Here is a 23,923-nt window from a genome sequence, read left to right on the forward strand (position 1 = left end):
CGAGTGGTGCCAGGAGCCCCGGAAGGGCGCCCGTGCTAGCTGACGTCCTCGTCGACCCAGTCGAAGGTCTTGGTGACGGCCTTCTTCCAGAGGCGCAGCTGGCGATCACGCTCGGCGTCGTCCATGGACGGGTTCCAGCGCTTGTCCTCGGCCCAGTTGGTGGCCAGCTCGTCGGTGTCCTTCCAGAATCCGACGGCGAGGCCCGCGGCGTAGGCGGCACCGAGAGCGGTGGTCTCCGTGACCTTCGGACGGATCACGGGGATACCGAGGATGTCCGCCTGGAACTGCATCAGGGCGTCGTTGGCGACCATGCCGCCGTCGACCCTGAGGTCCTCCATGTTGACGCCGGAGTCGGCGTTCGCGGCGTCCAGTACCTCGCGGGTCTGGAACGCCGTCGCCTCGAGAGCGGCGCGCGCGATGTGGCCCTTGTTGACGAACCTGGTCAGGCCGACGATCGCACCGCGCGCATCCGAGCGCCAGTACGGCGCGAACAGGCCGGAGAACGCGGGGACGATGTACACGCCGCCGTTGTCGTCGACCGTCGTGGCGAGCTGCTCGACCTCGGGTGCGCTCTTGATGATGCCGAGGTTGTCGCGGAGCCACTGGATGAGCGAACCCGTGACGGCGATCGATCCCTCGAGCGCGTAGACGGGCTTCGCGTCACCGAGCCGGTAGCAGACCGTGGTGAGCAGACCGTTCTTGGAGTGGACGATCTCCTCACCGGTGTTGACGATCATGAAGTTGCCGGTGCCGTAGGTGTTCTTCGCGCCGCCCTTGGCGAATGCCGCCTGACCGAAGGTCGCCGCCTGCTGGTCACCGAGGATGCCGGCCACGGGGGTCTCGCGGAGCAGCTGCGAGGTGTGGACCGAGCCGTAGACCTCGGAGGAGGATTTGATCTCGGGCATCATCGACAGGGGCACACCGAAGTCGGCGAGGATCGACTCGTCCCACGACAGTGTCTCGAGGTCCATGAACAGCGTGCGCGACGCGTTGGTGACGTCGGTGATGTGGACTCCGCCGTCCACCCCGCCCGTCAGGTTCCACGTGACCCACGAATCGGTGTTGCCGAAGATGAGGTCACCGGCCTCGGCCTTGGCACGCGCGCCGTCGACGTTGTCGAGGATCCACTTGATCTTGGTCCCCGAGAAATAGGTGGCCAGCGGAAGCCCGACCTTCGACTTGTACCGCTCCACGCCCCCGTCCTTCGCGAGTTCGTCGACGATGTTCTGGGTGCGGGTGTCCTGCCAGACGATCGCGTTGTAGACGGCCTTGCCGGTGGTCCTGTCCCAGACGACGGCGGTCTCGCGCTGGTTCGTGATGCCCACCGCGGCGATGTCGTGGCGGGTCAGGTTCGCCTTCGAGAGCGCTGTACCGATGACCTCGCGGGTGTTGTCCCAGATCTCGGCGGGATCGTGCTCGACCCACCCGGCCTTCGGGAAGATCTGCTCGTGTTCCTTCTGACCCGAGGACACGATGTCGCCCTTGTGGTCGAAGACGATGGCCCTGCTGGAAGTTGTGCCCTGGTCGATGGCGATGACGTACTGCTGCGACATGTCCTACTCCTTCATTGGATGACAGGTGGTGGCGGTCGGTGACGACTGCGGTGCTGGCGTCGGGGCCTAGGCGGCAGGGACGGGGAACGAGATGAACTGGATGACGATACCCGCGAGTGCGCCGCCGATGATCGGGCCGACGATGGGCACCCAGGCGTAGCCCCAGTCGCTGCCGCCCTTGCCCTTGATCGGCAGGAAGGCGTGCGCGATACGGGGCCCGAGGTCACGGTTCGGGTTGATGGCGTATCCGGTGGGGCCACCGAGCGAAGCGCCGATGCCGACCACGAGGAGGGCGACGGCCAGCGGGCCCAGTCCCGACGGCGTGTTGCCGAAGGAGAGGATGACCAGGACCAGCACGAAGGTGGCGATGATCTCGGTGACCAGGTTCCAGCCGTAGTTGCGGATGGCCGGGCCGGTGGCGAAGACGCCGAGCTTGTTGGCGGGGTCCGGCTCGTCGTCGAAGTGCTGCTTGTAGGCGAGCCAGCAGAGCACCGCGCCGAGGATCGAACCGATCATCTGGGCGGCGAGGTAGGCCAGGGTGGTGGCGAAGGTCTTGTCCACGCCGGGCGCGTACTCGGCCGCGTCGCCGTTGAACAGCAGGCCCATCGTCACCGCGAAGTTGAGGTGTGCTCCCGACAGGGCGCTGACATAGACACCGGCGAAGACCGCGAGGCCCCAGCCGAAGTTGACCATGAGAAAGCCGCCGTTATTACCCTTGGTCTTGGCCAGCGCCACGTTCGCGACGACACCCGTACCGAGCAACAACAGCAGCATCGTGCCGAAGGTTTCGGCAACAAATACTTCCAGAGACATCTTTGACTCCTCTATCTATTCATTTATTGGCGGGTGCCGCCGCCTCGACGGCACCCGTTTGGTTCCCCCCGGCAACCACTGCCGTTGGCATAGCACCGCTGCGAGTGACAGCGGTTCGATCACGTGACGGCGGGAGCCGCTAGGCGATCAGGCTTTTGACCTCGACCCTGTGGGCCGCGGCGAGGACGTTCTCGGCGAGCTCGATCTCCGATGCTGACCGTGCAGCATCCCACCCCAGCAGGGGGGCCAGGGTCCCGGCAAGTTCTGAGAGCAGTTCCTCGGAGACGAGTCCCCGGAAGGCGAGCGATGTACGGCGGATCAGGACGTCGATCAGGTGGCCGATCTGCTCGTGCTCCACCATGTAGGCGAGCTCACGCGTACTCAGCTCCTTCGTGGAATTAAACATCCTGTCGGGACCTTCGGCGAGGTATTCGATGACGTCTTTTGCGCGTGTTCCGTACCGGGTGAGCAGAACGTCCACGCGGGCCTCGTCGAAGCCCGGCCGGACGGCATTCCGGATCCACAGGCGCTCGGCGTCGTCGTCCGTCGGGAAGTCCTGGCCACCACCGATGGCGACTCCCGCCGTGGAGGTCTTTCGAGCGGCCCCGAGAGCGGCGAGTGTGTCGTCGGCGAGGTGTTCGGAGAGGGCGCGGAAGGTGGTCCACTTGCCGCCGACGAGGCTCAGGGTGGTGACCTGGCGGTCGCCCACCTTCTCCTGGCGCTTCTCGATGCGGTAGTCGCGGGACACGAAGCCCGGCTGGGTGTCGTCGTGGCGCGGCAGCGGCCGCACGCCCGAGAAGCTGTACACGATGTGGTCCTTCGAGACCGCGATGTCCGGGAAGACATGGCCGATCAGTTCGAAGAAGTAGTCGATCTCCTCGTCCGTGCAGACGGCCTGCTCCTCGACGTCGACGTCGATGTCCGTGGTGCCGACAAGCACGCGGTCGCCCATGGGGTAGATGAGGACGATCCGGCCGTCGACGTGCTCGAAGAAGATCTCGGTGCCATTGCAGGCCTCGAGCAGCTGGGGGTGGTCGAGGACGATGTGCGAGCCCTTGGTGCCACCCATGAACAGGGTCTCGGTGCCGAGGGCCGCATTGGTGCCGTCGGTCCATGCGCCGGTCGCATTCACGACGACGTCGGCCTGGAAGCCGAAGGTCTCGCCGGTGAGCTCATCGCGCAGGAGCACGCCGTCGTCGGTCGTGCCGACGGCACTGACGTAGTTCGCCGCCCGCGCGGCGGGGTTGGCGATCTGTCCGTCGCGCAGGACGTCGAGGGTCAGGCGCTCCGGGTTGTGGACGGAGGCATCGAAGTAGGTGGCCGCGTACTTGATGTCCTTGCGGAGTTCGGGCATGGCGGCGAGCGCCTTCTTGCGACCGACGAACGAGTGACGGGGCACGTTGCCGCCGTCGCGCGAGAAGAAGTCGTACATGGTCAGGCCGGCCTTGATGAGGACCGCGCCACGCTCGACCTGCTTGCCCTGCTTGTGCGTCAGGAAACGCAGGGGGGCGGAGAGGATGCCCGAGAACGTGGTGTAGATCGGGATGGTGGTCTGCAGCGGCTTGACGTAATGGGGGGCGATCTTCATCAGCGCGTTCCGCTCGATGACCGATTCGCGCACGAGGCGGAACTCGCCGTTCTCGAGATAGCGGATACCGCCGTGGATCATGTGGGAGGACGCGCCCGATGCGCCCTGGCAGTAGTCGCCCCGTTCAACGAGAGCGACGTCGATGCCCTGCAGCGCGAGGTCGCGGAAGGTTCCGACCCCGTTGATGCCGCCACCGATGATGAGTACGGACGCCCGGGGGTTGTCCCTGAGCTCCTGCACCACGGTGCGCGTCGAAGATGTCATGCCTTCACCGGGGGTGCGGTCGGCTGGAATGCTCAAGGGACTACTCCGTAACTTCAATGTCGGGAATGTTTACTGCGCTACCAATTCTTCGAGCAGTGGGAATAACAGTCAACCGCATTGCACAAACGTGCACAGCGCGTCAGACTGACGGGATGATGACCATCGAGGACGGCTCGTCGGACGGTATCGGCGACCCCGACCGGGCACCGGGCAACCGCTCGCGGGATGCCCTGAGGGCAGCCCAGATGTACTACCTGCAGGACCTCACCATGAACGCCATCGCGCGGGAGCTGCGTACCTCCCGCTCCACCGTCTCCCGCCTGCTCTCGATGGCACGGGAGACGGGACTGGTGCAGATCCAGGTCAACAACCCGTCCGACCGGGCTCCTGCGCTGGAGCAGCAGATCAGCCGTCGTTTCGGCGTGGAGGCGCACGTCGTCCCGGTGGCCGACAGTGTGAACGACTCAGAGGTGCTCGACCGCGTCGCCATCCAGGCCGCCCGGACGATCGGCCCCCTCGTGGATTCGAACGCCATCGTCGGCGTCGCCTGGGGATCCACCCTCAGCGCGGTGAGTCACCATCTGACCCGGAAGCAGACCCACGACAGCACGATCGTGCAGCTCAACGGGGCGGGTAACACCCAGACCACGGGCATCACCTACGCCAGCGAGATCCTGCGGCGCTTCGGCCAGGCCTACGGAGCGCGGGTGGAGCAGTTCCCCGTCCCCGCCTTCTTCGACCATGCCGCCACGAAGACCGCCATGTGGGAGGAACGCAGCGTCCGCCGCATCCTCGACCTGCAGCGGCGCATGACCATGGCGATCTTCGGCGTGGGATCGATCGGGGCGGGGATCCCCAGCCACGTGTACAGCGGCGGCTACCTGGACCGCGAGGACCTCGAGACGCTGGAGACGGACGAGGTCGTCGGTGATGTGGCCACGATGTTCTTCCGCGCCGACGGCACGCATCGTGACATCGTGCTCAACACGCGCAGCACGGGCCCCGAGCTCGACCAGCTGCGCACGGTCCGACGCCGGATCTGCGTGGTGTCCGGGGAGTCGAAGATCAACGGACTCCGCGGCGCCCTGGCGGCGGGGCTCGCCACGGACCTCATCCTCGACGAGGGCTCGGCCCGGCGGCTCGTGCACTCCTGACGGCCCGGGGCAGCCGGGTGCGCCCCGTCCTCGATAGAGTGCACGCATGAGCTCTCCCGCGCCCCGTGCCGCACTCGCCGACGGACGAATGATCGACCGGGTGGGGTACGGCGTGTACAAGGTGCCGCCCGAGGACACAGCGCGCCTCTGCTCCACGGCGCTCGACGCCGGCTACCGACTCCTCGACACCGCGTCGCTGTACGGCAACGAGTCCGGCGTGGGATCGGCGGTCCGTGAGTACCTCGGATCGGGTGACCGGGACGAACTCTTCATCACCTCGAAGGTGTGGAACGACGACCACGGCTTCGATGCGACGCTCCGGGCCTTCGACACGAGCATGGACCTCCTCGGACTCGACCGGCTGGACCTCTACCTCATCCACTGGCCCTGCCCCTCCAAGGACCTGTACGTGGAGACCTGGCGCGCCCTCGAGCGGCTCCAGGGCGACGGCCGGGTGCGCTCGATCGGCGTCTCCAATTTCCAGCGGACCCACCTCGAACGGCTGATCAACGAGACCGACGTGATCCCGGTCCTCAACCAGGTGGAGCTGCACCCCTACCTGCAGCAGCGGGAGCTGCGCGCCTTCCACGCCGAGCACGGCATCGCCACCCAGGCGTGGAGCCCCCTGGGGCGCGGCAACGTGCTCGACGACGCCGTGATCGTCCGCATCGCGGCCGAACTCGGCCGTACCCCTGCCCAGGTGATCCTCCGCTGGCACCACCAGCAGGACATCCTGACGATCCCGAAGGCCAGTTCGAGGGAACGCATCGCCTCGAACCTCGACATCTTCGGCTTCGAGCTCGACGACGCCCGGATGGCCGCCCTCGACGGGCTGGAGCGTGGCCGGCGCTTCGGGTCACACCCGGACCGGGTGGGCTGATGCGCGACGCCGTCGTCCGCACCATAGGCTGGGAAGGCACGCTGCAACGCATCTGGGACTTCCCTGCCGTCGGGTCCCCGGAACCGGCGGGACCGGCCGGACCGGCCACCCCTGCCGCACTGCCGATCGTCATGGTGCACGGTTTCCGGGGTGACCACCACGGCCTGCTGCGGCTCGTCGAGGAGCTGCCGGGCCACCGGGTCGTCCTGCCGGACCTGCCCGGGTTCGGGCAGGGCCAGGAACTGACGTCCACGCACGACGTCGGCACCTACGCCCGCTTCACCGCCCATGTCGCGCGACTCGTCGGTCCCGGACCGCGCATACTCCTCGGTCACTCCTTCGGGTCCATCGTCGCGGCCGAGGCGGTGGCCTCGGACCCGGACCTCGCTGCGGTCCTGGTGCTGGTCAATCCGATCAGTACCCCTGCCCTCGAGGGACCCAGCCGCGCGGCGTCGCGGGTCGCGGAGGGCTATTACGTGGCTGCCGACCGGCTGCCCGAAGCCGCGGGACGCGCACTGCTCGCCAGCCCGGTGATCGTGCGCGGCATGAGCGCCTTCATGGCGAAGACGAAGGACCGGACGCTGCGCCGCTGGATCCACGGGCAGCACGACGCCTGGTTCAGCTCCTTCGCCAGCCGGCGCGTGGTCCTCGAGGCCTTCCAGGCGTCGATCTCCGGCACGGTGCGCGACCGCGCACAGGACATCGACGTTCCGGTGCTGCTCATCGCCGCCGAGCAGGACGACATCGGGTCGGTCGCGAGCCAGCGGGACCTCGCCGCGCTCTTCCCTGCCGCGACCCTCCGGGTCATCCCCGACGTCGGACACCTCGTCCACTACGAGAAGCCGCGCGAGGCGGCGCAGCTCATCGAGACCTTCCTGGAGGCCCTGCCCGCATGAGGATCCTGTTCGACGCCCGCTTCACGCGGACCGACCACCACGACGGCATCAGCCGGTACGGGGCGAGCCTCATCGAGGCCCTCGCTCGGACGGACGATGTCGTCATGCTGATCAGCGACCCACGGCAGCTCGCCCTCCTCCCGGACGTACCGCACGTGCGGATCAGCAGCCCGCTCTCCCCCGCCGAGCTGTTCGTGGCGCGGCGCATCAACGCCCTGCGACCCGACGTCGTCGTCTGCCCCATGCAGACCATGGGCTCCTGGGGGCGCCGCTATCCGCTGGTGCTCACCCTGCACGACCTCATCTACTACGAGAACCCGACGCCCCCCTCCTTCCTGCCGCTACCGGTGCGCCTCCTGTGGCGGCTCTACCACCGCGCGTACTGGCCCCAGCGGCTGCTGCTGGACCGTGCCGACGTCGTCGCCACGATCTCCCGCACCACCGCCGGGCTCATCGCCGCGCACCGCCTCACCCGGCGGCCCGTCATGCTCGTCGGCAACGCCCCGCAGCCGACCGGACGACGCCGCGATCCCGAGGCTCCCCGCGCACCGTCGCTGCTCTACATGGGCTCGTTCATGCCGTACAAGAATGTCGAGACGCTCGTCCGCTCGATGTCCGGGCTCCCCGGACATGTGCTCCACCTCCTGAGCCGCATCACCCCGGAACGGCAGGCCGAACTGGAAGTACTGCGGGCGCCGGCAGGCAGAGTCGTCTTCCACGGCGGGGTCACGGACACCGAGTACGAGGACCTGCTGGACGACGCCACCGCGCTGGTCACCCTGTCCCGGGCCGAGGGATACGGCCTGCCGATCATCGAGGCGATGGCGACCGGCACGCCCGTGATCGCCAGCGACATCCCGATCTTCCGGGAGGTGGGCGGGAACGCGGCCCTGTTCGTCGACCCGGCTGATCCGCAGGCCGTGGCGGACGCGGTCCGTCAGCTCGACCATCCCGGCCGCTGGGCGGAGGCGTCACGGCTGGGCCTCGAGCGGGCCGCCATGTACTCGTGGTCGGCGTCCGCCAGTCAGCTGCGCGACGCCTGCCGCCGCGCCATCGAGGAGCACGGACGGCGGAGACCGGGTTCGCGGAGGCGGGCCGGACGAGGCCCATCGCGATGACCGCGTCGCGCCGGGGCCGACGCAGGGCGCGCGCATGACGGACCTGCAGTGCGCTGCCGTCGTCGTCCTGCTCGGGATCGGCGCCCCGCTACCGGCCTGGCTCGGCCGACTCAAGATCGCCGAGACCGTCGACGCCCCGGCGCAGGCGGATGTCTGTGCCCTCGTCGACGACGCCGCCGATCGTTTTCGGGGCGAGACCCTCGTCCTTGCGGCCCCGGCGCCCGCCCTGGTGGCGGCTCTCCGCGCCCACGGCATCAGCGGCGCACCGCCGGTCATCGTCGGGGTCGACTCCGAGGGGTGGACGGTGCGCTCGCCGTGACGGGCGGTGTCCCCGATCGGACCTGACACCTCGGGCGCACCCGGAGCCGGTCTCGGAGGCCGATGACCGCGCGCGGCAGGACGCGCTCAGAGCACGTCCAGCGCGTCGAGCCGGACGTGCACGGGATCACCCGTCCGCTTGGCGGAGAGCGCCGCGCGGCGGGCACGCAGCTGCCGGGTGATCCCGGCCGCAGCCCGGTAGGGGAAGAACAGCAGCACACGGTGGCTCCCCTGCCCGGCCAGCACCTCCGTCGAGGGCGCACCCTTGCCCGCACCGCGCAGCGCTCCGGCGGCACGCGCGATGAGGACGGCCTCCCGGCGGATGTCGGGCGGGATGGGGGCCGGCCCCACCACGCGGGCGGCTCCCTCGAGCTCCAGATCCTCGAGGAAGTGGGTGAGGGCCTCGCGGGTGCCGGTCAGCACGGCGTAGCGCACCGCGGGCGGGAGGCCCAGCTCGCGGCGCTCGGCCAGTTCGCGTGACGCGGCGCCCGCGGGATCCCAGCGGACCAGGTGACCCACGGCGACGTCGTCGTCCCCCGTGATCACCACGGTGCCTCCGGCCGACGACGGCCGCGCGAGCGCCGCCGCGGAGAACCAGCGTCTCAGCGCGTCCTCGCCCGCACGCAGCGACTCCCTGCTGAGCAGGGCGTTGCCGTCGAGCAGGATGACCGCCGTGTACCCGCCCGCGGCCACCGGCTCGGCACCCGGTGTCGCGACGACGACGGCGGGAGAATCCCGGACGGTGTCGATGATGTGATCGCCCGCCGAGGAGATCACCGGGACGCCGGGGAAGGCCCGGCCCAGTTCCTCGGCGGTCCTCGTGGCACCCGCCACGGTCGCCCGGACGCGCGTGCCGCCGCACTCGGCGCAGACCCAGTGGTTGTCGGGCCGGCCGCACCAGCGGCAGGACAGCGGGGCGTTGCGGCTGCCCTGCGCGAGCGGCCCGGAGCAGGAGGAACACCGAGCGGGGTGCCGGCAGCGATCACACGCCAGCGCCGGCGAGAACCCCGTCCGGGCCACCTGCAGGAGCACCGGCCCGCGGGTGAGTCCGGCCTGCGCAGCGGCCCACGCAGCATGCGGGATGCGGGCCTGCGCCGCATGCGGGTCCCGCTCCATCTGGAAGGCGTCCGCGGCGTGCACCACGCGCGGGGTCGCCCGCCGTACCTCCGCCCGGTCCGCCTGGATGGCACGCGCCCAGCCTGTGTCGACGAGGCGCTGCGCCTCGGTGGAGCGGGCGAAGGAGGACAGCAGCATGCCCGCACCCTCCTGCTCCGCACGGAGCAGGAGGACGTCCCGGACGTGCTGGTAGGGCGCGCGTTGCTCGACGTGCTGGTCGTCGCCGTCGTCCCACAGGCAGACGAGGCCGAGGTCCGCCACGGGGGCGTAGGCCGCCGAGCGTGTCCCGACGGCCACACGGGCGGACCCGTGGAGCAGGCGCAGGAAGTTCCGGTAGCGCGGCGTCGCTCCGTCCTCACCCGTGAGCCGTGCGACGGTCCCGGCCCCGAGCCTCGCCGCGAGCGAGGCCTCGACACGGGCGAGGTCCCGCTGGTCGGGCACGACGACGAGGGCTCCCCGCCCCGAGGCGACCGTCGCCGCGACCGCATCGGTCAGTTCCTCCGTCCAGGCTCGCGGCCCGAACCCGCCGAGGCTGCTGAGGACGGCACGGGGCGCCTCGCCGGCCTCGAGGTGCTGGAGGAAGGCCACGCCGTTGGTGTACCGCCCGAAGGCGCCGGAGCTGCTGACGCTGCCCGGGCTGTCCGATGCGGGGGCGACGCCGGAGGACGACGCCGGTGCGTGCCCCGTCCCCGATCCTGCGGCCGGCAGGAACTCCGCCTCGACGCGCGCCATGCGCGGCGGGATCGCGGACCGCAGGACGTCGCTCACCGTGCCCACGGAGCGTGCGGCGACCGACGTTGCGAGAGCCAGGACGTCGGGGGTCAGGACCTGCAGCGGGGAGACGACCTTCCCGAGCGGCAGCAGGGTCGCGGTCGTGCTGGACCGAGCGACGCGTTCGGCAAGGAAACCGGCGTGCTCGCGCCCGGCGAAGCGCACCTTCACCCTGACGCCCGGCTGGGCGTCGACGTCCATCGCCGCCGGCACCGCGTAGTCGAAGTACCGGTCGAGGTGGGGCAGCTGCGCGTCGAGCACCACGCGCGCGATCGGCAGGGTGGCGGCCCGTTCGGGATCCGCCATCGGGAGGTTCGCGGCCCCGAAGCCGTGCAGGAGGGAGAGTTGTCCCCCGCTCTCACCGTCGCGCCGGGACGGCCCGGCGGTGCGGCTCTCGTTGTCGGTCATGGTGTCGGCCGTCCGCCTCGGCGGCCCGTCCCGTCCCTCCGCGTCAGGCGTTGAAGTAGCTCCGCAACTTCTCCACGCGATCGGTGCGCTCCCAGGTGAAGTCCTCGTCCTCGCGTCCGAAGTGCCCGTGGGCCGCGGTGCGCTGGTAGATGGGACGCTTCAGGTCGAGCGCGTTGATGATGCCGAGGGGCCGGAGGTCGAAGATCTCCCGGATCGCGTCACCGATGGCCTGGGGATCGACGGTCTCGGTGCCGAAGGTCTCGACGTAGATGCCGACGGGCTGGGCCATGCCGATCGCGTAGGCGATCTGGATCTCCGCGCGGCGCGCGAGCCCGGCGGCGACGACGTTCTTCGCGACCCAGCGCATGGCGTAGGCGGCCGAACGGTCCACCTTCGAGGGATCCTTGCCGCTGAAGGCGCCACCACCGTGGCGGGCCATCCCGCCGTAGGTGTCGACGATGATCTTCCGGCCCGTCAGGCCTGCGTCCCCCACGGGACCGCCGATGACGAAGGCCCCGCCGGGATTCAGGATGTGCCGGACCGAGGAGGTGTCGAGCTCCGATTCGGCGAGCACGGGCCCGATCACGTGTTCGGCGAGATCGGCGCGCAGCTCGTCGAGGGAGACCTCGGCCGAGTGCTGCGAGGAGATGACGACGGAGTCGATGGAGACGGGGCGATCGCCGTCGTACCCGATGGTGACCTGCGTCTTACCGTCCGGACGGAGGTACGGGAGCGTCCCGTCCTTGCGCACGTGCGTGAGGCGTTCGGAGAGTCGGTGCGAGAGCCAGATGGGCGTCGGCATCAGGACGGCCGTCTCGTCGCTGGCATAGCCGAACATGATCCCCTGGTCGCCGGCTCCCTGCGCGTCGTAGGGGTCGACCCCGGTGCCCTCGCGGGTCTCGAGGGAGGTGAAGACGCCGGACGCGATCTCCGCACTCTGCTGGCCGATGGACACGGAGACACCGCAGCGTGCGCCGTCGAACCCGTTGGCGGAGGAGTCGTAGCCGATTCCCAGAATGGTCTTCCGGACGATCTCGGGGATCTCCACGTACGCCTCGGTGGTGACCTCGCCCGCGACGTGCACGAGGCCGGTCGTGACGAGCGTCTCGACGGCCACCCGGGAATCGGGATCCTGCGTCAGCAGGCCGTCGAGGATGGCGTCACTGATCTGGTCGCAGATCTTGTCCGGATGGCCCTCGGTGACCGATTCCGAGGTGAACAGGCGCAGGGGGGAATCGGTGCTGGGTGAATTCACGTGCTCACTCTACTTGGTCGGAGGGACGATCCTGCCCGGGCGGCGAGCCACGTGACGGGACGGGACGGACGACGGCGTCAGCGGACGAGCAGGCGGGCGGCGTGGTCGATCACAGCGTCCGCGACCGTCCGCTTGGACCCGCGTACCGGACCTGATTCGGTGCCGTCCGCGTCCAGGATGGTGACCTCGTTGGCGTCCTGGCCGAAGACGAGGCCGGAGCCGACGACATTGAGGACGAGGAAGTCGCAGCCCTTCCGGGCGAGCTTCGCCCGGGCGTGGGTGATCGGGTCCGCTGCTGCGTCCCCGGTCTCCGCCGCGAATCCGGCGATGACGAGGGGCTCCGCCAGCGACGAGCGGGCGATCACCGCCTCACGGAGGACATCGGGGTTCCGGACGAGCGTGATGACGGGATCGGCGCCGTCGTCGGTCTTCTTGATCTTCGTGGCCATGACCTCTGCCGGTCGGAAATCGGCCACCGCGGCGGCCATCACCAGGACGTCGGTGGTCGGCAGGAGGCCGAGGACGGCGTCGCGGAGCTCCAGCGCGGACTCGACCCGGACGACGTCGCAGCCCGACGTCGGAGCCACCTCGGCATGGGCGAGGACCAGGGTCACGTGGGCCCCCTGCGCCAGCGCCGCCTCGGCGAGGGCCATCCCCTGCTTGCCCGAGGACCTGTTGCCGAGGAACCGCACGGGGTCCAGCGCCTCGCGCGTGCCGCCGGCCGTGATGGTCACCCGTTTGCCCGCGAGGGCTCCGGATCCCGCGGCACCCGTGGCCGCGATGGCCGCCGCGAAGATGTCGGCGGGCTCGGGGAGCCGGCCCGGTCCCGAGTCGGAGCCGGTCAGCCTCCCGGACGCCGGCTCGATGACCGTCACGCCGCGTGAGCGGAGGGTCTCGACGTTGGCGCGGGTCGCGGCGTGCTGCCACATCTCGGTGTGCATCGCCGGGGCCATCACGACCGGGCCGTGCGCCATCAGGAGGGTCCCGGTCAGGAGATCGTTCGCGAGCCCCGCGGCGGCACGCGCCAGGACGTCCGCGGTGGCGGGCGCGACGACGATCAGGTCCGCCTCGTGGCCCAGGCGCACGTGGTTCACCTTGTCGACGTCGTCCCAGACGCTGTTGCTGACGGGGTGGCCGGACAGCGCCTCCCAGGTGGCCGTCCCCACGAAGCGGGTCGCAGCATCCGTGGGGATGACCGTGACGTCGTGGCCGGACTCCGTGAAAAGACGGAGGAGGGATGCAGCCTTGTAGGCTGCGATCCCTCCTCCGACACCCAGTACTATGCGCACCGCTCGGCGGTTACTCGGACTGTTCCATGGGCGAGGACACGAGCATGCCCTCGTTGATCTCGCGCAGCGCGATGGACAGCGGCTTCTCGTTCAGCTTGGTGTCGACGAGGGGGCCGACGTACTCGAACAGGCCCTCGTGGAGCTGCGAGTAGTACGCGTTGATCTGGCGGGCGCGCTTGGCACCGTAGATCACGAGGGCGTACTTCGAGTCCGAGGCCTCCAGCAGAGAATCGATCGGCGGGTTGATGATGCCTTCGGGCTGAGTTGACACAGAATCTCCAAATATTAGGCGGGACGGCGGGTGCAGGGCGTTGTCAGCGCTGCAGCGGAAGCAGTCCCATCAGTGATACGAGCTCGTCTGCCGCATGCTCCACGGTGTCGTTGACGACGGTGTGGTTGAATTCCGGCTCGGCAGCAAGTTCCAGTTTAGCCGTTTCCAGCCGCTGCTGCTGTTCCTCGGGTGTTTCCGTGCCGCGGCCGACCAGTCGGCGCACCATCTCCTCCCAGCTGGGCGGGGCGAGGAACACGAAAGTGGCGTCCGGCATGCTCTCCTTGACCTGCCGCGCACCCTGCAGGTCGATCTCCAGGAGCACCCGCCGACCCTCGTCCATGGCGGCCTGCACGGTCCTCCTGAGGGTCCCGTAGCGGTTGCGGCCGTGGACCACGGCCCACTCCAGGAGCTGGCCCTCGTCGACGAGCTGGTCGAACTCCTCGGACGAGAGGAAGAAGTAGTGCACACCGTCCACCTCGCCGGGGCGGGGCGGGCGCGTGGTGGCCGAGACGGACAGCCACACCTCGGGATAGTTGTCACGGATGTACGTGGAGACCGTTCCCTTGCCGACCGCCGTCGGACCGGCGAGGACTGTCAACCGGGGTTGTGACACTGGGGTTCCTTACTTACCGGCCGGGCCGGTGTGATGTTGTTCGAGGTGCGAGACCAGGGCCTTGCGCTGGTGGATGCCGAGGCCGCGGACGCGCCGCGTGCCCGCGATGCCGACCTCCGCCATGATCGCGACCGCCCGGACGTCTCCGACGCCGGGCAGTGCCTTGAGGAGGTCGAGGACCTTCAGGCGGCCCACGGCGTCGTCGCCGTCGCGGTTCTCGATCACGTCCGCAACAGAGAGCTTACCGGTCTTCAGCCGGGACTTGATGTCCGCCCGCACCGCCCGCGCAGCCGTCGCCTTCTCACGCGCCCGGGTTCGTTCGTCATCCGTCAATGGCTTCAGGCTCACTCATGCTCCCTGCGCTGGACGGCACCACGGAGGGCGGCGGCTGCTCGTCGATTGGATCGGTCACGTTCCGGGGTCGGACTGGAACCGAACCTACCGGGCGCACACCCCTGAAATCAATGCTGCCCCTGCTTCACGCGAGCTCGTCGCGTGTCCGTTCGGCGGCTGCCCGCAACCGGGCCCCGTCCGGCCCCGCAGCGAGGATGGCACGGCTCGACGTCGGGAGCACGAGCGGCAGCGCGCCGCCGAACGCGGCGCGGAGCTCGCGCGTCCCCGCCCCCTGCGCGCCCACTCCCGGGGCGAGGATCGGGCCGTTCAACCGTGCCAGGTCGAGGCCGAGCCGCTCGGCGGCGTCACCGATCGTCGCTCCGACGACGAGCCCGACATGGCCCGGTCGGCCCGCGCCGTCCTGGTCCGCGTTCTCGCCGGCTGCGGCGAGCGCTATCGAGCGGGCGACGGAGGCGCCCCCGCCCACGTGCTGCACCGAGCGGCCCTCGGGATTGGAGGTGAGGGCGAGGACGAAGACCCCCCGACCCGTGGACCGAGCGAGGTCGAGCGCCGGCCGCAGCGATTCGAAGCCGAGGTACGGATTGAGGGTCACGGCGTCCGCCGCCAGCGGGCTGCCCTCCCCCAGCCACGCCTCGGCGTACGCCTGCATGGTGGAGCCGATGTCGCCGCGCTTGGCGTCCGCGATGGTCAGGGCACCGGCGTCGGCCGCACGGGCCAGCAGCGTCTCGAGGACGGCGAGCCCGCGTGAGCCGTGCCGCTCGTACAGGGCGACCTGCGGCTTGAGGGCCACCGACACCGGCCCGACGGCGTCGAGCACCGCGAGGGAGAACCGTTCCAGGCCCTCGGGTGAGTCCGGGAGGCCCCACGCCGCGAGGAGCGCCGGATGGGGATCGATGCCGACGCACAGGCTGCCCTTGCCGCTCCGGGCCGCCGCGAGGCGCTCCCCGAAGGAGGCGCGGGAGGTGCCGGATGCCCGGGGTGCGGCGGCAGGGACCTCAGGACGCATCGCGTGCCTCGGTGGACGCGCGCAGGTTCGCGGCGTGCTCCTGCAGGCTCGTGACCGACCACTCGTAGGACCGCATGGCCTCGATGGCCTGCACGGCGGCACCGACCTCGGGGATCGTCGTGATGACCGGCAGGCCGTAGGAGGTCGCAGCGGCCCTGATCTCGTAGCCGTCACCGCGGGCCTGTCCACCGGAGGGCGTGTTGATGATCATGTCGATCCCGCCCTCGGTGATGAGGTCCACCACCGTGCCCTGCCCCTCGCCGGCTCCCTCGGCCACCTTACGGACCGTCGTGGCGTGGATGCCGTTGCGGCGCAGCACGTCGGCGGTGCCGCCCGTGGAGACGATCTCGAAGCCGAGGTCCACGAGCCGCTTGACCGGCATGATGATGGACCGCTTGTCCCGGTTCGCCACCGAGACGAAGACCTTGCCCTCGACCGGCAGGGCTGCATTCGCCGCGGCCTGGCTCTTGGCGAAGGCGGTGTCGAAGTACTTGTCGATCCCCATGACCTCGCCGGTGGAACGCATCTCGGGGCCGAGCAGCGAGTCGACGACGGTGCCCTCCGGCGTCCGGAAGCGGCTGAACGGCAGCACGGCCTCCTTGACCGAGACCGGCGCATCCAGGGGCAGGGAGCCCCCGTCCCCCTGTGCGGGCAGGAACCCCCGCGTGCGGAGCTCGGCGACGGTGACACCGGTGCCGATCAGGGCGGCGCCCTTGGCCAGCTGCACCCCCGTGGCCTTCGACACGAACGGCACGGTACGGGACGCCCGCGGGTTGGCCTCGAGGACGTAGAGGACGTCGGAGGCGAGGGCGAACTGGATGTTGATCAGTCCGCGGACCCCGACCCCCTGCGCGATCGCCAGCGTGGCCTCACGGACCCGCTGGAGGACGTCGGCGCCGAGGGTGATGGGGGGCAGGACGCACGCGGAGTCGCCGGAGTGGATGCCGGCCTCCTCGATGTGCTCCATGATGCCGCCGAGGTACATCTCGGTGCCGTCGTACAGCGCGTCGACGTCGATCTCGATGGCGTCCTCGAGGAAACGGTCGATCAGCACGGGGTGCGCCTCGGTGATCTCCGTGGCGTTGGCGATGTAGCGGGAGAGGTTGGGCTCGTCGTAGACGATCTCCATGCCGCGCCCGCCGAGGACGTAGGACGGGCGCACGAGCACGGGGTAGCCGATGTCGTCGGCGATCCGCTTCGCGTCCTCGAAGGACACCGCGGTACCGTTCTTCGGCGCGATCAGCCCGCCGGCGTCGAGCACCCGGCTGAAGGCCCCGCGGTGTTCGGCGAGGTCGATGGCCTCCGGTGACGTGCCGAGGATCGGGATGCCGGCGTCGGCCAGTTCCTGCGCGAGCTTCAGCGGGGTCTGGCCGCCGAGCTGGACGAAGACGCCGAGCACGCCTCCCGTGCGCTCCTCGGCGGCGATGACCTCGAGGACGTCCTCGAGGGTCAGCGGCTCGAAGTAGAGGCGCGTGGAGATGTCGTAGTCCGTGGACACCGTCTCCGGGTTGCAGTTGACCATCACGGTCTCGTAGCCGGCCTCGCGGAGCGCCATGGTGGCGTGGACGCAGGAGTAGTCGAACTCGATGCCCTGGCCGATCCGGTTGGGACCGGACCCCAGGATGATGATGGACGGCTTCTCGTGCTGGGCCACCTCGTCCTCCTCGTCGTAGGAGGAGTAGTGGTACGGGGTGTAGGCCGCGAACTCGGCGGCGCACGTGTCCACGGTCTTGAACACGGGACGGATCCCCAGCGCGTGGCGCACCCCGCGGACGACGGCGTCGGGGGTGTGCGTGAGGGCGCCAATCTGCTCGTCGGAGAAGCCGTGGCGCTTGGCCAGGCGCAGCACGTCCTCGGAGAGGTTGGGGGCGGTGCGGACCTCCTCGGCGACCTCGTTGAGCAGCACGAGCTGGTCGAGGAACCAGGGGTCGATCCCCGTCGCCTCGTACAGGCGCTCCACGCTCGCACCTCCCAGCAGCGCGCGCTGCACCTGCGAGAGGCGCTCGGTGGTGGGGCGCTTCGCGGCTTCGACGAGGGCGTCGACCTCCTCGGGCGCCACGGCAGCGTAGGACAGCTGGGAGCCCTTCTGCTCGAGCGAGCGGAGCGCCTTCTGCAGGGCCTCCGTGAAGTTGCGGCCCATCGCCATGGCCTCGCCGACCGACTTCATGGTGGTGGTCAGCGTGGGGTCCGCCGCCGGGAACTTCTCGAACGCGAAGCGCGGGACCTTGACCACCACGTAGTCCAGCGTGGGCTCGAAGGACGCCGGGGTCTTCAGCGTGATGTCGTTCGGGATCTCGTCGAGCGTGTAGCCGAGGGACAGCTTCGTGGCGATCTTGGCGATCGCGAAGCCCGTGGCCTTCGATGCGAGGGCCGAGGACCGGGACACGCGGGGGTTCATCTCGATGACGACGACGCGACCGGTGTCCGGCTCGACGGCGAACTGGATGTTGCAGCCACCGGTGTCCACGCCGACCTCGCGGATGACGGCGATGGAGATGTCGCGCAGGCGCTGGTACTCGCGGTCGGTGAGCGTCAGCGCGGGAGCCACGGTGATGGAGTCACCGGTGTGCACGCCCACGGGGTCGAAGTTCTCGATGGAGCAGACGACCACGACGTTGTCGTTCCTGTCCCGCATCATCTCGAGCTCGTACTCCTTCCATCCGAGGATGCTCTCCTCGAGGAGGACCTCGCTCGTGGGGCTGTACTGCAGGCCCTGACCGACGATCCGGCGCAGGTCCTGCTCGGTGTAGGCGAGCCCGGACCCGAGGCCGCCCATGGTGAAGGAGGGCCGGACGACCATCGGGTAGCCGAGGTCGTCGGCGGCGACGAGCGCCTCGTCGATCGAGTGGATGATCGCCGACCGCGCCGACTCCGCACCGCAGCGCTCGACGACGCCCTTGAACTTCTCACGGTCCTCGCCGAGTTCGATGGCGGCGATGTTCGCTCCGATCAGCTCGACGCCGAACTTCTCCAGCACCCCGTTCTTGTCGAGGGCGATCGCCGTGTTCAGGGCCGTCTGCCCGCCGAGGGTGGGCAGGAGGGCGTCCGGGCGCTCCTTCTCGATGATCTTCGCGACCACGTCGGGCGTGATCGGCTCGACGTAGGTGGCGTCGGCGAACTCGGGGTCCGTCATGATCGTCGCGGGGTTCGAGTTGACGAGGATGACGCGCAGGCCCTCCTCGCGCAGGACGCGCAGGGCCTGGGTGCCCGAGTAGTCGAATTCGGCGGCCTGCCCGATGACGATCGGGCCGGAGCCGATGACCAGGACGCTCTTGAGGTCGGTTCTGCGGGGCATCAGTTCTCTTCCTGCGTGGTGCTGGTCTGTTCTGCGTGGCTGTGCCGGGACTGGTTACCCGTCACCTTCGAACCGTGGGTGCCGAGTTCGGCGGCGGCTGCCTCAGCCAGTGCCCCGGCTTCGGAGCCGGCATCGAGTGCCGAGGCCAGGACGGCGTTCCCCGAGCCGGGCGCGGCCTTCTCGGCCTGCATGAGGTCGATGAACCGGTCGAAGAGGTAGGCGGAGTCATGGGGACCCGCTGCCGCCTCCGGGTGGTACTGCACCGAGAAGGCAGGCAGGTCCAGGCACGCGAGGCCCTCGACGACGTCGTCGTTCAGGCTGACGTGGCTGACCTCGACGCGGCCGTAGCGTCCGGCGGGAGCCTCGACGGGGCCGTCGAGGGGAGCGTCGACGGCGAACCCGTGGTTCTGCGACGTGATCTCGACCTTTCCGGTGCGGCGGTCGAGGACCGGCTGGTTGATGCCGCGGTGGCCGTAGCGGAGCTTGTAGGTCCCGAAGCCGAGGGCGCGCCCGAGGATCTGGTTGCCGAAGCAGATGCCGAAGAACGGCATGCGGGCGTCGAGCACAAGGCGGAGCAGCTCCACCTGCGCGTCCGCGGTGGCGGGGTCGCCGGGTCCGTTGGACATGAACACGCCATCGGGCTGCGCAGCGACGACGTCCTCGAAGGTGGCGGCAGCGGGCAGGACGACGGTCCGCACACCGCGCTGGGCGAAGTGCTTCGGTGTCATGGCCTTGATGCCGAGGTCGAGCGCCGCGATGGTCGCGAGGGTCTCCCCGGTCCACCCGTGCTCGGCGGGCTCCACGACGTACGCCTCGTCGATGCTGACCTCCTCGGCGAGCCGGGCGCCCGTCATGGACGGCTGCGCGAGGACCTTCTCGACGAGTTGCGCCTCCGTCAGCCCGGCCTCGGAGCCGGAGAAGATCCCGGCGCGCATGGCGCCGCGCTCGCGCAGGTGGCGTGTGACGGCGCGCGTGTCCACGCCCTCGATCCCGACGACGCCCTGCTCGCGCAGCTGGTCGTCGAGGCTCTGCTCGGAGCGCCAGTTCGACGGGCGGCGGGCGGCGTCACGGATGATGTATCCGGCCACCCAGATGCGGCGGGACTCGGCGTCGTCCGCGTTCACGCCGGTGTTGCCGATGTGCGGTGCGGTCTGGACGACGAGCTGGCGTGCGTAGGACGGATCGGTGATGGTCTCCTGGTAGCCGGTCATGCCGGTGGCGAAGACCGCCTCGCCGAGCGCGGTGCCTCGGGCGCCGTAGGCGCGGCCGCGGAAGGTCCGGCCGTCCTCGAGGACGAGCACCGCGGGTGCTTTCGCCTGGATCGGTGCCGTCGATGGAGCGTGGCTCACAGCTGTTCCCTGCCTTCGGGGGTCGGTGGAGTTCGGTGGGTCGTGCGGCTGGTCCCGTCCGGGGGCCCAGCGGGGATGAGGGCGGCGACGGCCGCGACGAGCTGGGCCTTGTGGACCGCGTGGCGCGTGCGGAAGCCGGTGTCCACGCGGCGCTGCTCGCCGTCCGGGCCGGTGCCGAGCCGCCAGGTGACGACGACGAGGCCCTCCTTCTCGACGAACTTGCCCGTCATCCCGCCGGCGAGCTGCACGGAGACGAGGTCCTCGCGCGGAACGAAGACGGCGCGGGCCCCGGTACGGGTGAACAGGACGCCGTGGGGGTGGACGGTGGCGACGGCGTTGCCGCGGAGGCCGAGGCCGTGGACGGCGATGCGGTCCAGCCAGTCCCCGGCTGTCGTCGTGGCGACGTACTGGCCGTCGGCCTCGTACAGGACGCGTCCGGGATCGGTGGGCATCTCGGGTGGTGGGGGGACGTCCGACTGGCGTCGGAGCCGGTTCCGCCAGCCGAGGGCCATGAGTGCCACGATGACGACGATGATCGCGACGGTCATCAGGATCCAGCCTAGATATTCCATGCCGGAGCCTCTCCGCCCTGCAGACCGCCCTGCAGATCGCCCTGCGCCCCGGTCTGCTCCCCGTGCGTGGCCGAATGCGCGGTCGGTCGCGGGGTCGCGAGGCTGCCGTCGAGGACGGTGGGGTGACCGCCGAAGAACGTCGCCCGGACGCGGCCGGGCAGTTCGAGGCCGCGGAAGGGGCTGTTGCGCCCCTTGGTCGCCATCGTCGAGGGATCCACGGTCCAGCGGGCCGCGGGGTCGACGAGGATCAGGTTGGCGGGCTCCCCGACGGCGAGCGGACGGCCCTGGTGCGCCAGGCTGCCGATCCGTGCCGGCGTCACCGAGGTGACCCGCGCGAAGCCGTCCCAGTCGAGCAGACCGGTCTCCACCATGGCGTGCTGCACCACGGACAGGGCGGTCTCGAGACCCGTCATGCCCATTGCCGCCTGCGCCCACTCGCACTCCTTGTGCTCGCTCGGGTGCGGGGCGTGGTCGGTGCCGACGACGTCGATGGTGCCGTCCGCGAGGGCCGCCCGGAGCGCGTGGACGTCGTCGGACGTGCGCAGCGGCGGGTTGACCTTGTACACGGGGTCGTAGCTGCGGACCAGTTCGTCGGTCAGCAGCAGGTGGTGCGGTGTGACCTCGGCCGTCACGTCGATGCCGCGGGCCTTGGCCCAGCGGATGATCTCCACCGACCCGGCGGTGGAGACGTGGCAGACGTGCAGGCGCGAGCCCACGTGCTGGGCGAGCAGGACGTCGCGGGCGATGATGCTCTCCTCCGCGACCGCCGGCCACCCCGTCAGGCCGAGGACGGCGGAGACGTCGCCCTCGTTCATCTGGGCGCCCTCCGTCAGGCGGGGCTCCTGCGCGTGCTGCGCGATCACGCCGTCGAACGCCTTCACGTACTCGAGGGCCCGGCGCATCAGGACGGGATCGTGCACGCAGATACCGTCGTCGGAGAAGACCCGGACGCCGGCCCGCGACTCCGCCATGGCACCGAGTTCGGCCAGGCGCTCGCCGCCGAGCCCGACGGTGACGGCGCCGACCGGCCGGACCTCGACCCACCCGGAGGCGAGCCCGAGGCGGTAGACCTGCTCGACGACGCCCGCCGTGTCCGCGACGGGCGAGCTGTTGGCCATGGCGTGGATCGCGGTGAACCCGCCGAGGGCCGCGGCCCGCGAGCCGGTCTCGACGGTCTCGGCGTCCTCGCGGCCGGGCTCGCGGAGGTGCGTGTGGAGGTCCACCATGCCGGGCAGCGCGACGAGCCCGTCGGCCTCGATCGTGACGGCTTCCGTGCCGGCGTCACGGCCGGCCTCCGGGCCGAGGGCGGCGATCACGCCGCCGCGGACGAGGAGGTCGGTGGGCGCGCCGCCGAGGAGCGAGGCGCCGCGGATGAGGTATCCGGCGTCGTCGGAACGGGGTGTGGTGTCGTGGCTCACGGAGTACGGCCTTCCGGGGTCGTGGCGGGCGGGTCGTCCTGGTCGGCGCGGCCGTCCGCTGCGTCGTCGTCCTGCGGGTCACCGGACAGCAGCAGATAGAGGGCGGCCATGCGGACGGAGACACCGTTGCGCACCTGCGCCAGCACGGTGGACCGCGGGGAGTCGGCGGCGGCGGAGGAGATCTCGAGCCCGCGGTTCATCGGCCCCGGGTGCATGATCACGGTGTCGTCGAGTCCCATGGTGTCGAGCAGCGCCAGGCGGCCGTCGTCGAAGCCCCAGCGCCGCGAGTACTCCCGCGTGGACGGGAAGAACGCGGCGTTCATGCGCTCGGCCTGCAGCCGCAGCATCATGACGGCGTCCGGGCGCTCGGCGAGGGCGTCGTCGAGGTTGTAGAAGACCCTGCAGGGCCAGCTGCCGACGCCGACCGGCAGGAGCGTGGGCGGACCCGCGAGGAGTACCTCGGCACCGAGGGTGGTGAGGAGCCAGACGTTGGACCGGGCGACGCGCGAGTGCAGCACGTCGCCGACGATCAGGACCTTCATGCCCGCCAGCGTGGTCCCCGCGGAGGGGGTGCCGGCGATCCGCGCCCAGTGGCGGCGGAGCGTGAAGGCGTCGAGGAGCGCCTGGGTGGGATGCTCGTGCGTGCCGTCACCGGCGTTGACCACGGCAGCATCGATCCAGCCGGACGCGGCCAGCCGTGCGGGTGCGCCGGAGGCCGGGTGGCGGATGACGACGGCGTCGGCACTCATGGCCTCGAGCGTCTGTGCCGTGTCCTTCAGCGACTCACCCTTCGACACGGAGGAGCCCTTGGCCGCGAAGTTGATGACGTCCGCGGACAGGCGCTTCGCGGCAGCCTCGAAGGATATCCGCGTGCGCGTCGAGTCCTCGAAGAACAGGTTCACGACGGTGCGGCCGCGCAGGGCGGGCAGCTTCTTGATCTCCCGCTCCCCCACGGCCGCCATTTCCTCCGCGGTGTCCAGCAGGCGGAGCGCGCTCCGGGCCGAGAGGTCCTGCGTACTGAGCAGGTGCTTCACGCGCGGTCCTCGATGACGACCTCGTCGACCGGCGAGCCGCCGATCAGGTCGATCTCCGCGAGGTGCACGCGGACGCGCTCCTGGGACGACGTCGGGAGGTTCTTGCCCACGTGGTCCGCGCGGATGGGCAGTTCGCGGTGCCCGCGGTCCACGAGGACGGCGAGGCGCACCGCGCGCGGGCGGCCGAGATCGGCGAGCGCGTCGAGGCCGGCCCGGATGGTCCGCCCCGAGTAGAGCACGTCGTCGACGAGCACCACGACCTTGTCGTCGATGCCCGACGGCGGCAGCTGGGTGGCCAGCGGGGAGCGGGTGGGATGGCGGCGGAGATCGTCCCGGTACATGGTGACGTCGAGCTGGCCGGTGATCAGGTCGGGATCGACCGTCGGGTCCACGGCGGCGATCTTCTGCGCGAGTCGCTGGGCGAGGGGGAAACCCCTGCGGGGGATGCCGAGGAGCACGAGGTCACGGGACCCCTTGTTCGCCTCGAGGATCTCGTGGGCGATGCGCGTGAGGGCGCGATCGATGTCTGCTTCTGCGAGAACGACGCGCTTGTGGATGCCGGATTCCGAGGCAGGCACAGTCATAACA

Annotated in this window: 21 protein-coding genes; 5 read left to right on the forward strand and 16 right to left on the reverse strand. The window is 70.2% G+C overall.

The features are described 5' to 3' along the window. Window positions 1-35 precede the first annotated feature (35 nt). From glpK to NVV32_RS08280, 3 genes are all read right to left on the reverse strand, one after another. A complete protein-coding gene (gene glpK, locus NVV32_RS08270) occupies window positions 36-1,553 on the reverse strand; it encodes a glycerol kinase GlpK (RefSeq protein ID WP_055771261.1) in 1,518 nt (505 codons plus the stop codon). 66 nt (window positions 1,554-1,619) lie between these two features. Then, the gene (locus tag NVV32_RS08275; RefSeq protein WP_055771264.1) at window positions 1,620-2,366 is read right to left on the reverse strand and encodes an MIP/aquaporin family protein; all 747 of its coding nucleotides are present in this window, start codon (window positions 2,364-2,366) and stop codon (window positions 1,620-1,622) included. A 139-nt stretch (window positions 2,367-2,505) separates the two neighbouring features. Continuing rightward, the gene (locus tag NVV32_RS08280; protein WP_055771267.1) at window positions 2,506-4,218 is read right to left on the reverse strand and encodes a glycerol-3-phosphate dehydrogenase/oxidase; all 1,713 of its coding nucleotides are present in this window, start codon (window positions 4,216-4,218) and stop codon (window positions 2,506-2,508) included. Window positions 4,219-4,373: 155 nt separating this feature from the next. Here NVV32_RS08280 and NVV32_RS08285 point away from each other — a divergent pair, with 155 nt between their 5' ends. Genes NVV32_RS08285 through NVV32_RS08305 form a run of 5 tightly spaced genes read left to right on the forward strand, consistent with a single transcriptional unit; the run spans window position 4,374 to window position 8,585 of the window. Further along, window positions 4,374-5,372, forward strand: coding sequence for a sugar-binding transcriptional regulator (locus NVV32_RS08285; protein WP_055771592.1), 999 nt, complete (start codon window positions 4,374-4,376; stop codon window positions 5,370-5,372). A gap of 46 nt (window positions 5,373-5,418) precedes the next feature. Beyond that, the gene (locus NVV32_RS08290; protein ID WP_422389812.1) at window positions 5,419-6,252 is read left to right on the forward strand and encodes an aldo/keto reductase; all 834 of its coding nucleotides are present in this window, start codon (window positions 5,419-5,421) and stop codon (window positions 6,250-6,252) included. Then, entirely contained in the window at window positions 6,252-7,148 is an 897-nt protein-coding gene (locus tag NVV32_RS08295; RefSeq protein ID WP_055771273.1) for an alpha/beta fold hydrolase, read from the forward strand. The genes NVV32_RS08290 and NVV32_RS08295 overlap by 1 nt, the downstream gene beginning before the upstream one ends. Then, the gene (locus tag NVV32_RS08300; RefSeq protein WP_422389813.1) at window positions 7,145-8,266 is read left to right on the forward strand and encodes a glycosyltransferase family 4 protein; all 1,122 of its coding nucleotides are present in this window, start codon (window positions 7,145-7,147) and stop codon (window positions 8,264-8,266) included. The genes NVV32_RS08295 and NVV32_RS08300 overlap by 4 nt, the downstream gene beginning before the upstream one ends. 34 nt (window positions 8,267-8,300) lie before the next feature. Further along, a complete protein-coding gene (locus NVV32_RS08305) occupies window positions 8,301-8,585 on the forward strand; it encodes a hypothetical protein (protein WP_055771281.1) in 285 nt (94 codons plus the stop codon). A gap of 86 nt (window positions 8,586-8,671) precedes the next feature. Here NVV32_RS08305 and NVV32_RS08310 read toward each other — a convergent pair whose 3' ends face one another. The 13 genes from NVV32_RS08310 to pyrR all read right to left on the reverse strand — a co-directional run bounded on the left by NVV32_RS08310 (window position 8,672) and on the right by pyrR (window position 23,919). Beyond that, the gene (locus tag NVV32_RS08310; protein ID WP_422389814.1) at window positions 8,672-10,879 is read right to left on the reverse strand and encodes a primosomal protein N'; all 2,208 of its coding nucleotides are present in this window, start codon (window positions 10,877-10,879) and stop codon (window positions 8,672-8,674) included. A gap of 43 nt (window positions 10,880-10,922) precedes the next feature. Beyond that, window positions 10,923-12,134: a methionine adenosyltransferase gene (metK, locus tag NVV32_RS08315; RefSeq protein WP_338403214.1), complete on the reverse strand. Its 1,212-nt coding sequence runs from the start codon at window positions 12,132-12,134 to the stop codon at window positions 10,923-10,925. Window positions 12,135-12,211: 77 nt separating this feature from the next. Continuing rightward, window positions 12,212-13,423, reverse strand: a complete 1,212-nt coding sequence (gene coaBC / locus NVV32_RS08320) for a bifunctional phosphopantothenoylcysteine decarboxylase/phosphopantothenate--cysteine ligase CoaBC (RefSeq protein ID WP_422389815.1) — start codon at window positions 13,421-13,423, stop codon at window positions 12,212-12,214. 10 nt (window positions 13,424-13,433) lie between these two features. Continuing rightward, window positions 13,434-13,694, reverse strand: a complete 261-nt coding sequence (gene rpoZ, locus NVV32_RS08325; RefSeq protein WP_055771293.1) for a DNA-directed RNA polymerase subunit omega — start codon at window positions 13,692-13,694, stop codon at window positions 13,434-13,436. Between the two features lie 43 nt (window positions 13,695-13,737). Then, window positions 13,738-14,307, reverse strand: a complete 570-nt coding sequence (gene gmk / locus NVV32_RS08330; protein WP_055771296.1) for a guanylate kinase — start codon at window positions 14,305-14,307, stop codon at window positions 13,738-13,740. 9 nt (window positions 14,308-14,316) lie between these two features. Beyond that, window positions 14,317-14,655 (reverse strand): integration host factor, actinobacterial type, encoded by a 339-nt coding sequence (gene mihF, locus NVV32_RS08335; RefSeq protein ID WP_055771299.1) that lies wholly within the window; start codon window positions 14,653-14,655, stop codon window positions 14,317-14,319. A gap of 130 nt (window positions 14,656-14,785) precedes the next feature. After that, window positions 14,786-15,667 carry an orotidine-5'-phosphate decarboxylase gene (gene pyrF, locus NVV32_RS08340; RefSeq protein WP_422389816.1) on the reverse strand — a complete coding sequence of 294 codons (882 nt, stop codon included), beginning with the start codon at window positions 15,665-15,667 and terminating at the stop codon, window positions 14,786-14,788. Continuing rightward, window positions 15,657-18,962 carry a carbamoyl-phosphate synthase large subunit gene (gene carB, locus NVV32_RS08345; protein WP_055771305.1) on the reverse strand — a complete coding sequence of 1,102 codons (3,306 nt, stop codon included), beginning with the start codon at window positions 18,960-18,962 and terminating at the stop codon, window positions 15,657-15,659. Before carB ends, pyrF begins: the two co-directional genes overlap by 11 nt. Next, window positions 18,962-20,311, reverse strand: coding sequence for a glutamine-hydrolyzing carbamoyl-phosphate synthase small subunit (gene carA, locus NVV32_RS08350; protein WP_422389817.1), 1,350 nt, complete (start codon window positions 20,309-20,311; stop codon window positions 18,962-18,964). Before carA ends, carB begins: the two co-directional genes overlap by 1 nt. Continuing rightward, entirely contained in the window at window positions 20,308-20,883 is a 576-nt protein-coding gene (locus NVV32_RS08355) for a hypothetical protein (RefSeq protein ID WP_422389818.1), read from the reverse strand. The genes carA and NVV32_RS08355 overlap by 4 nt, the downstream gene beginning before the upstream one ends. Continuing rightward, window positions 20,871-22,301, reverse strand: coding sequence for a dihydroorotase (locus tag NVV32_RS08360; RefSeq protein ID WP_422389819.1), 1,431 nt, complete (start codon window positions 22,299-22,301; stop codon window positions 20,871-20,873). Before NVV32_RS08360 ends, NVV32_RS08355 begins: the two co-directional genes overlap by 13 nt. Continuing rightward, window positions 22,298-23,335, reverse strand: coding sequence for an aspartate carbamoyltransferase catalytic subunit (locus NVV32_RS08365; protein ID WP_055771311.1), 1,038 nt, complete (start codon window positions 23,333-23,335; stop codon window positions 22,298-22,300). Before NVV32_RS08365 ends, NVV32_RS08360 begins: the two co-directional genes overlap by 4 nt. Beyond that, window positions 23,332-23,919: a bifunctional pyr operon transcriptional regulator/uracil phosphoribosyltransferase PyrR gene (gene pyrR / locus NVV32_RS08370; RefSeq protein WP_055771314.1), complete on the reverse strand. Its 588-nt coding sequence runs from the start codon at window positions 23,917-23,919 to the stop codon at window positions 23,332-23,334. The genes NVV32_RS08365 and pyrR overlap by 4 nt, the downstream gene beginning before the upstream one ends. Window positions 23,920-23,923 lie beyond the last annotated feature (4 nt).

The organism is Arthrobacter sp. N1, assembly GCF_048288285.1.
Taxonomy (GTDB): domain Bacteria; phylum Actinomycetota; class Actinomycetes; order Actinomycetales; family Micrococcaceae; genus Arthrobacter_D.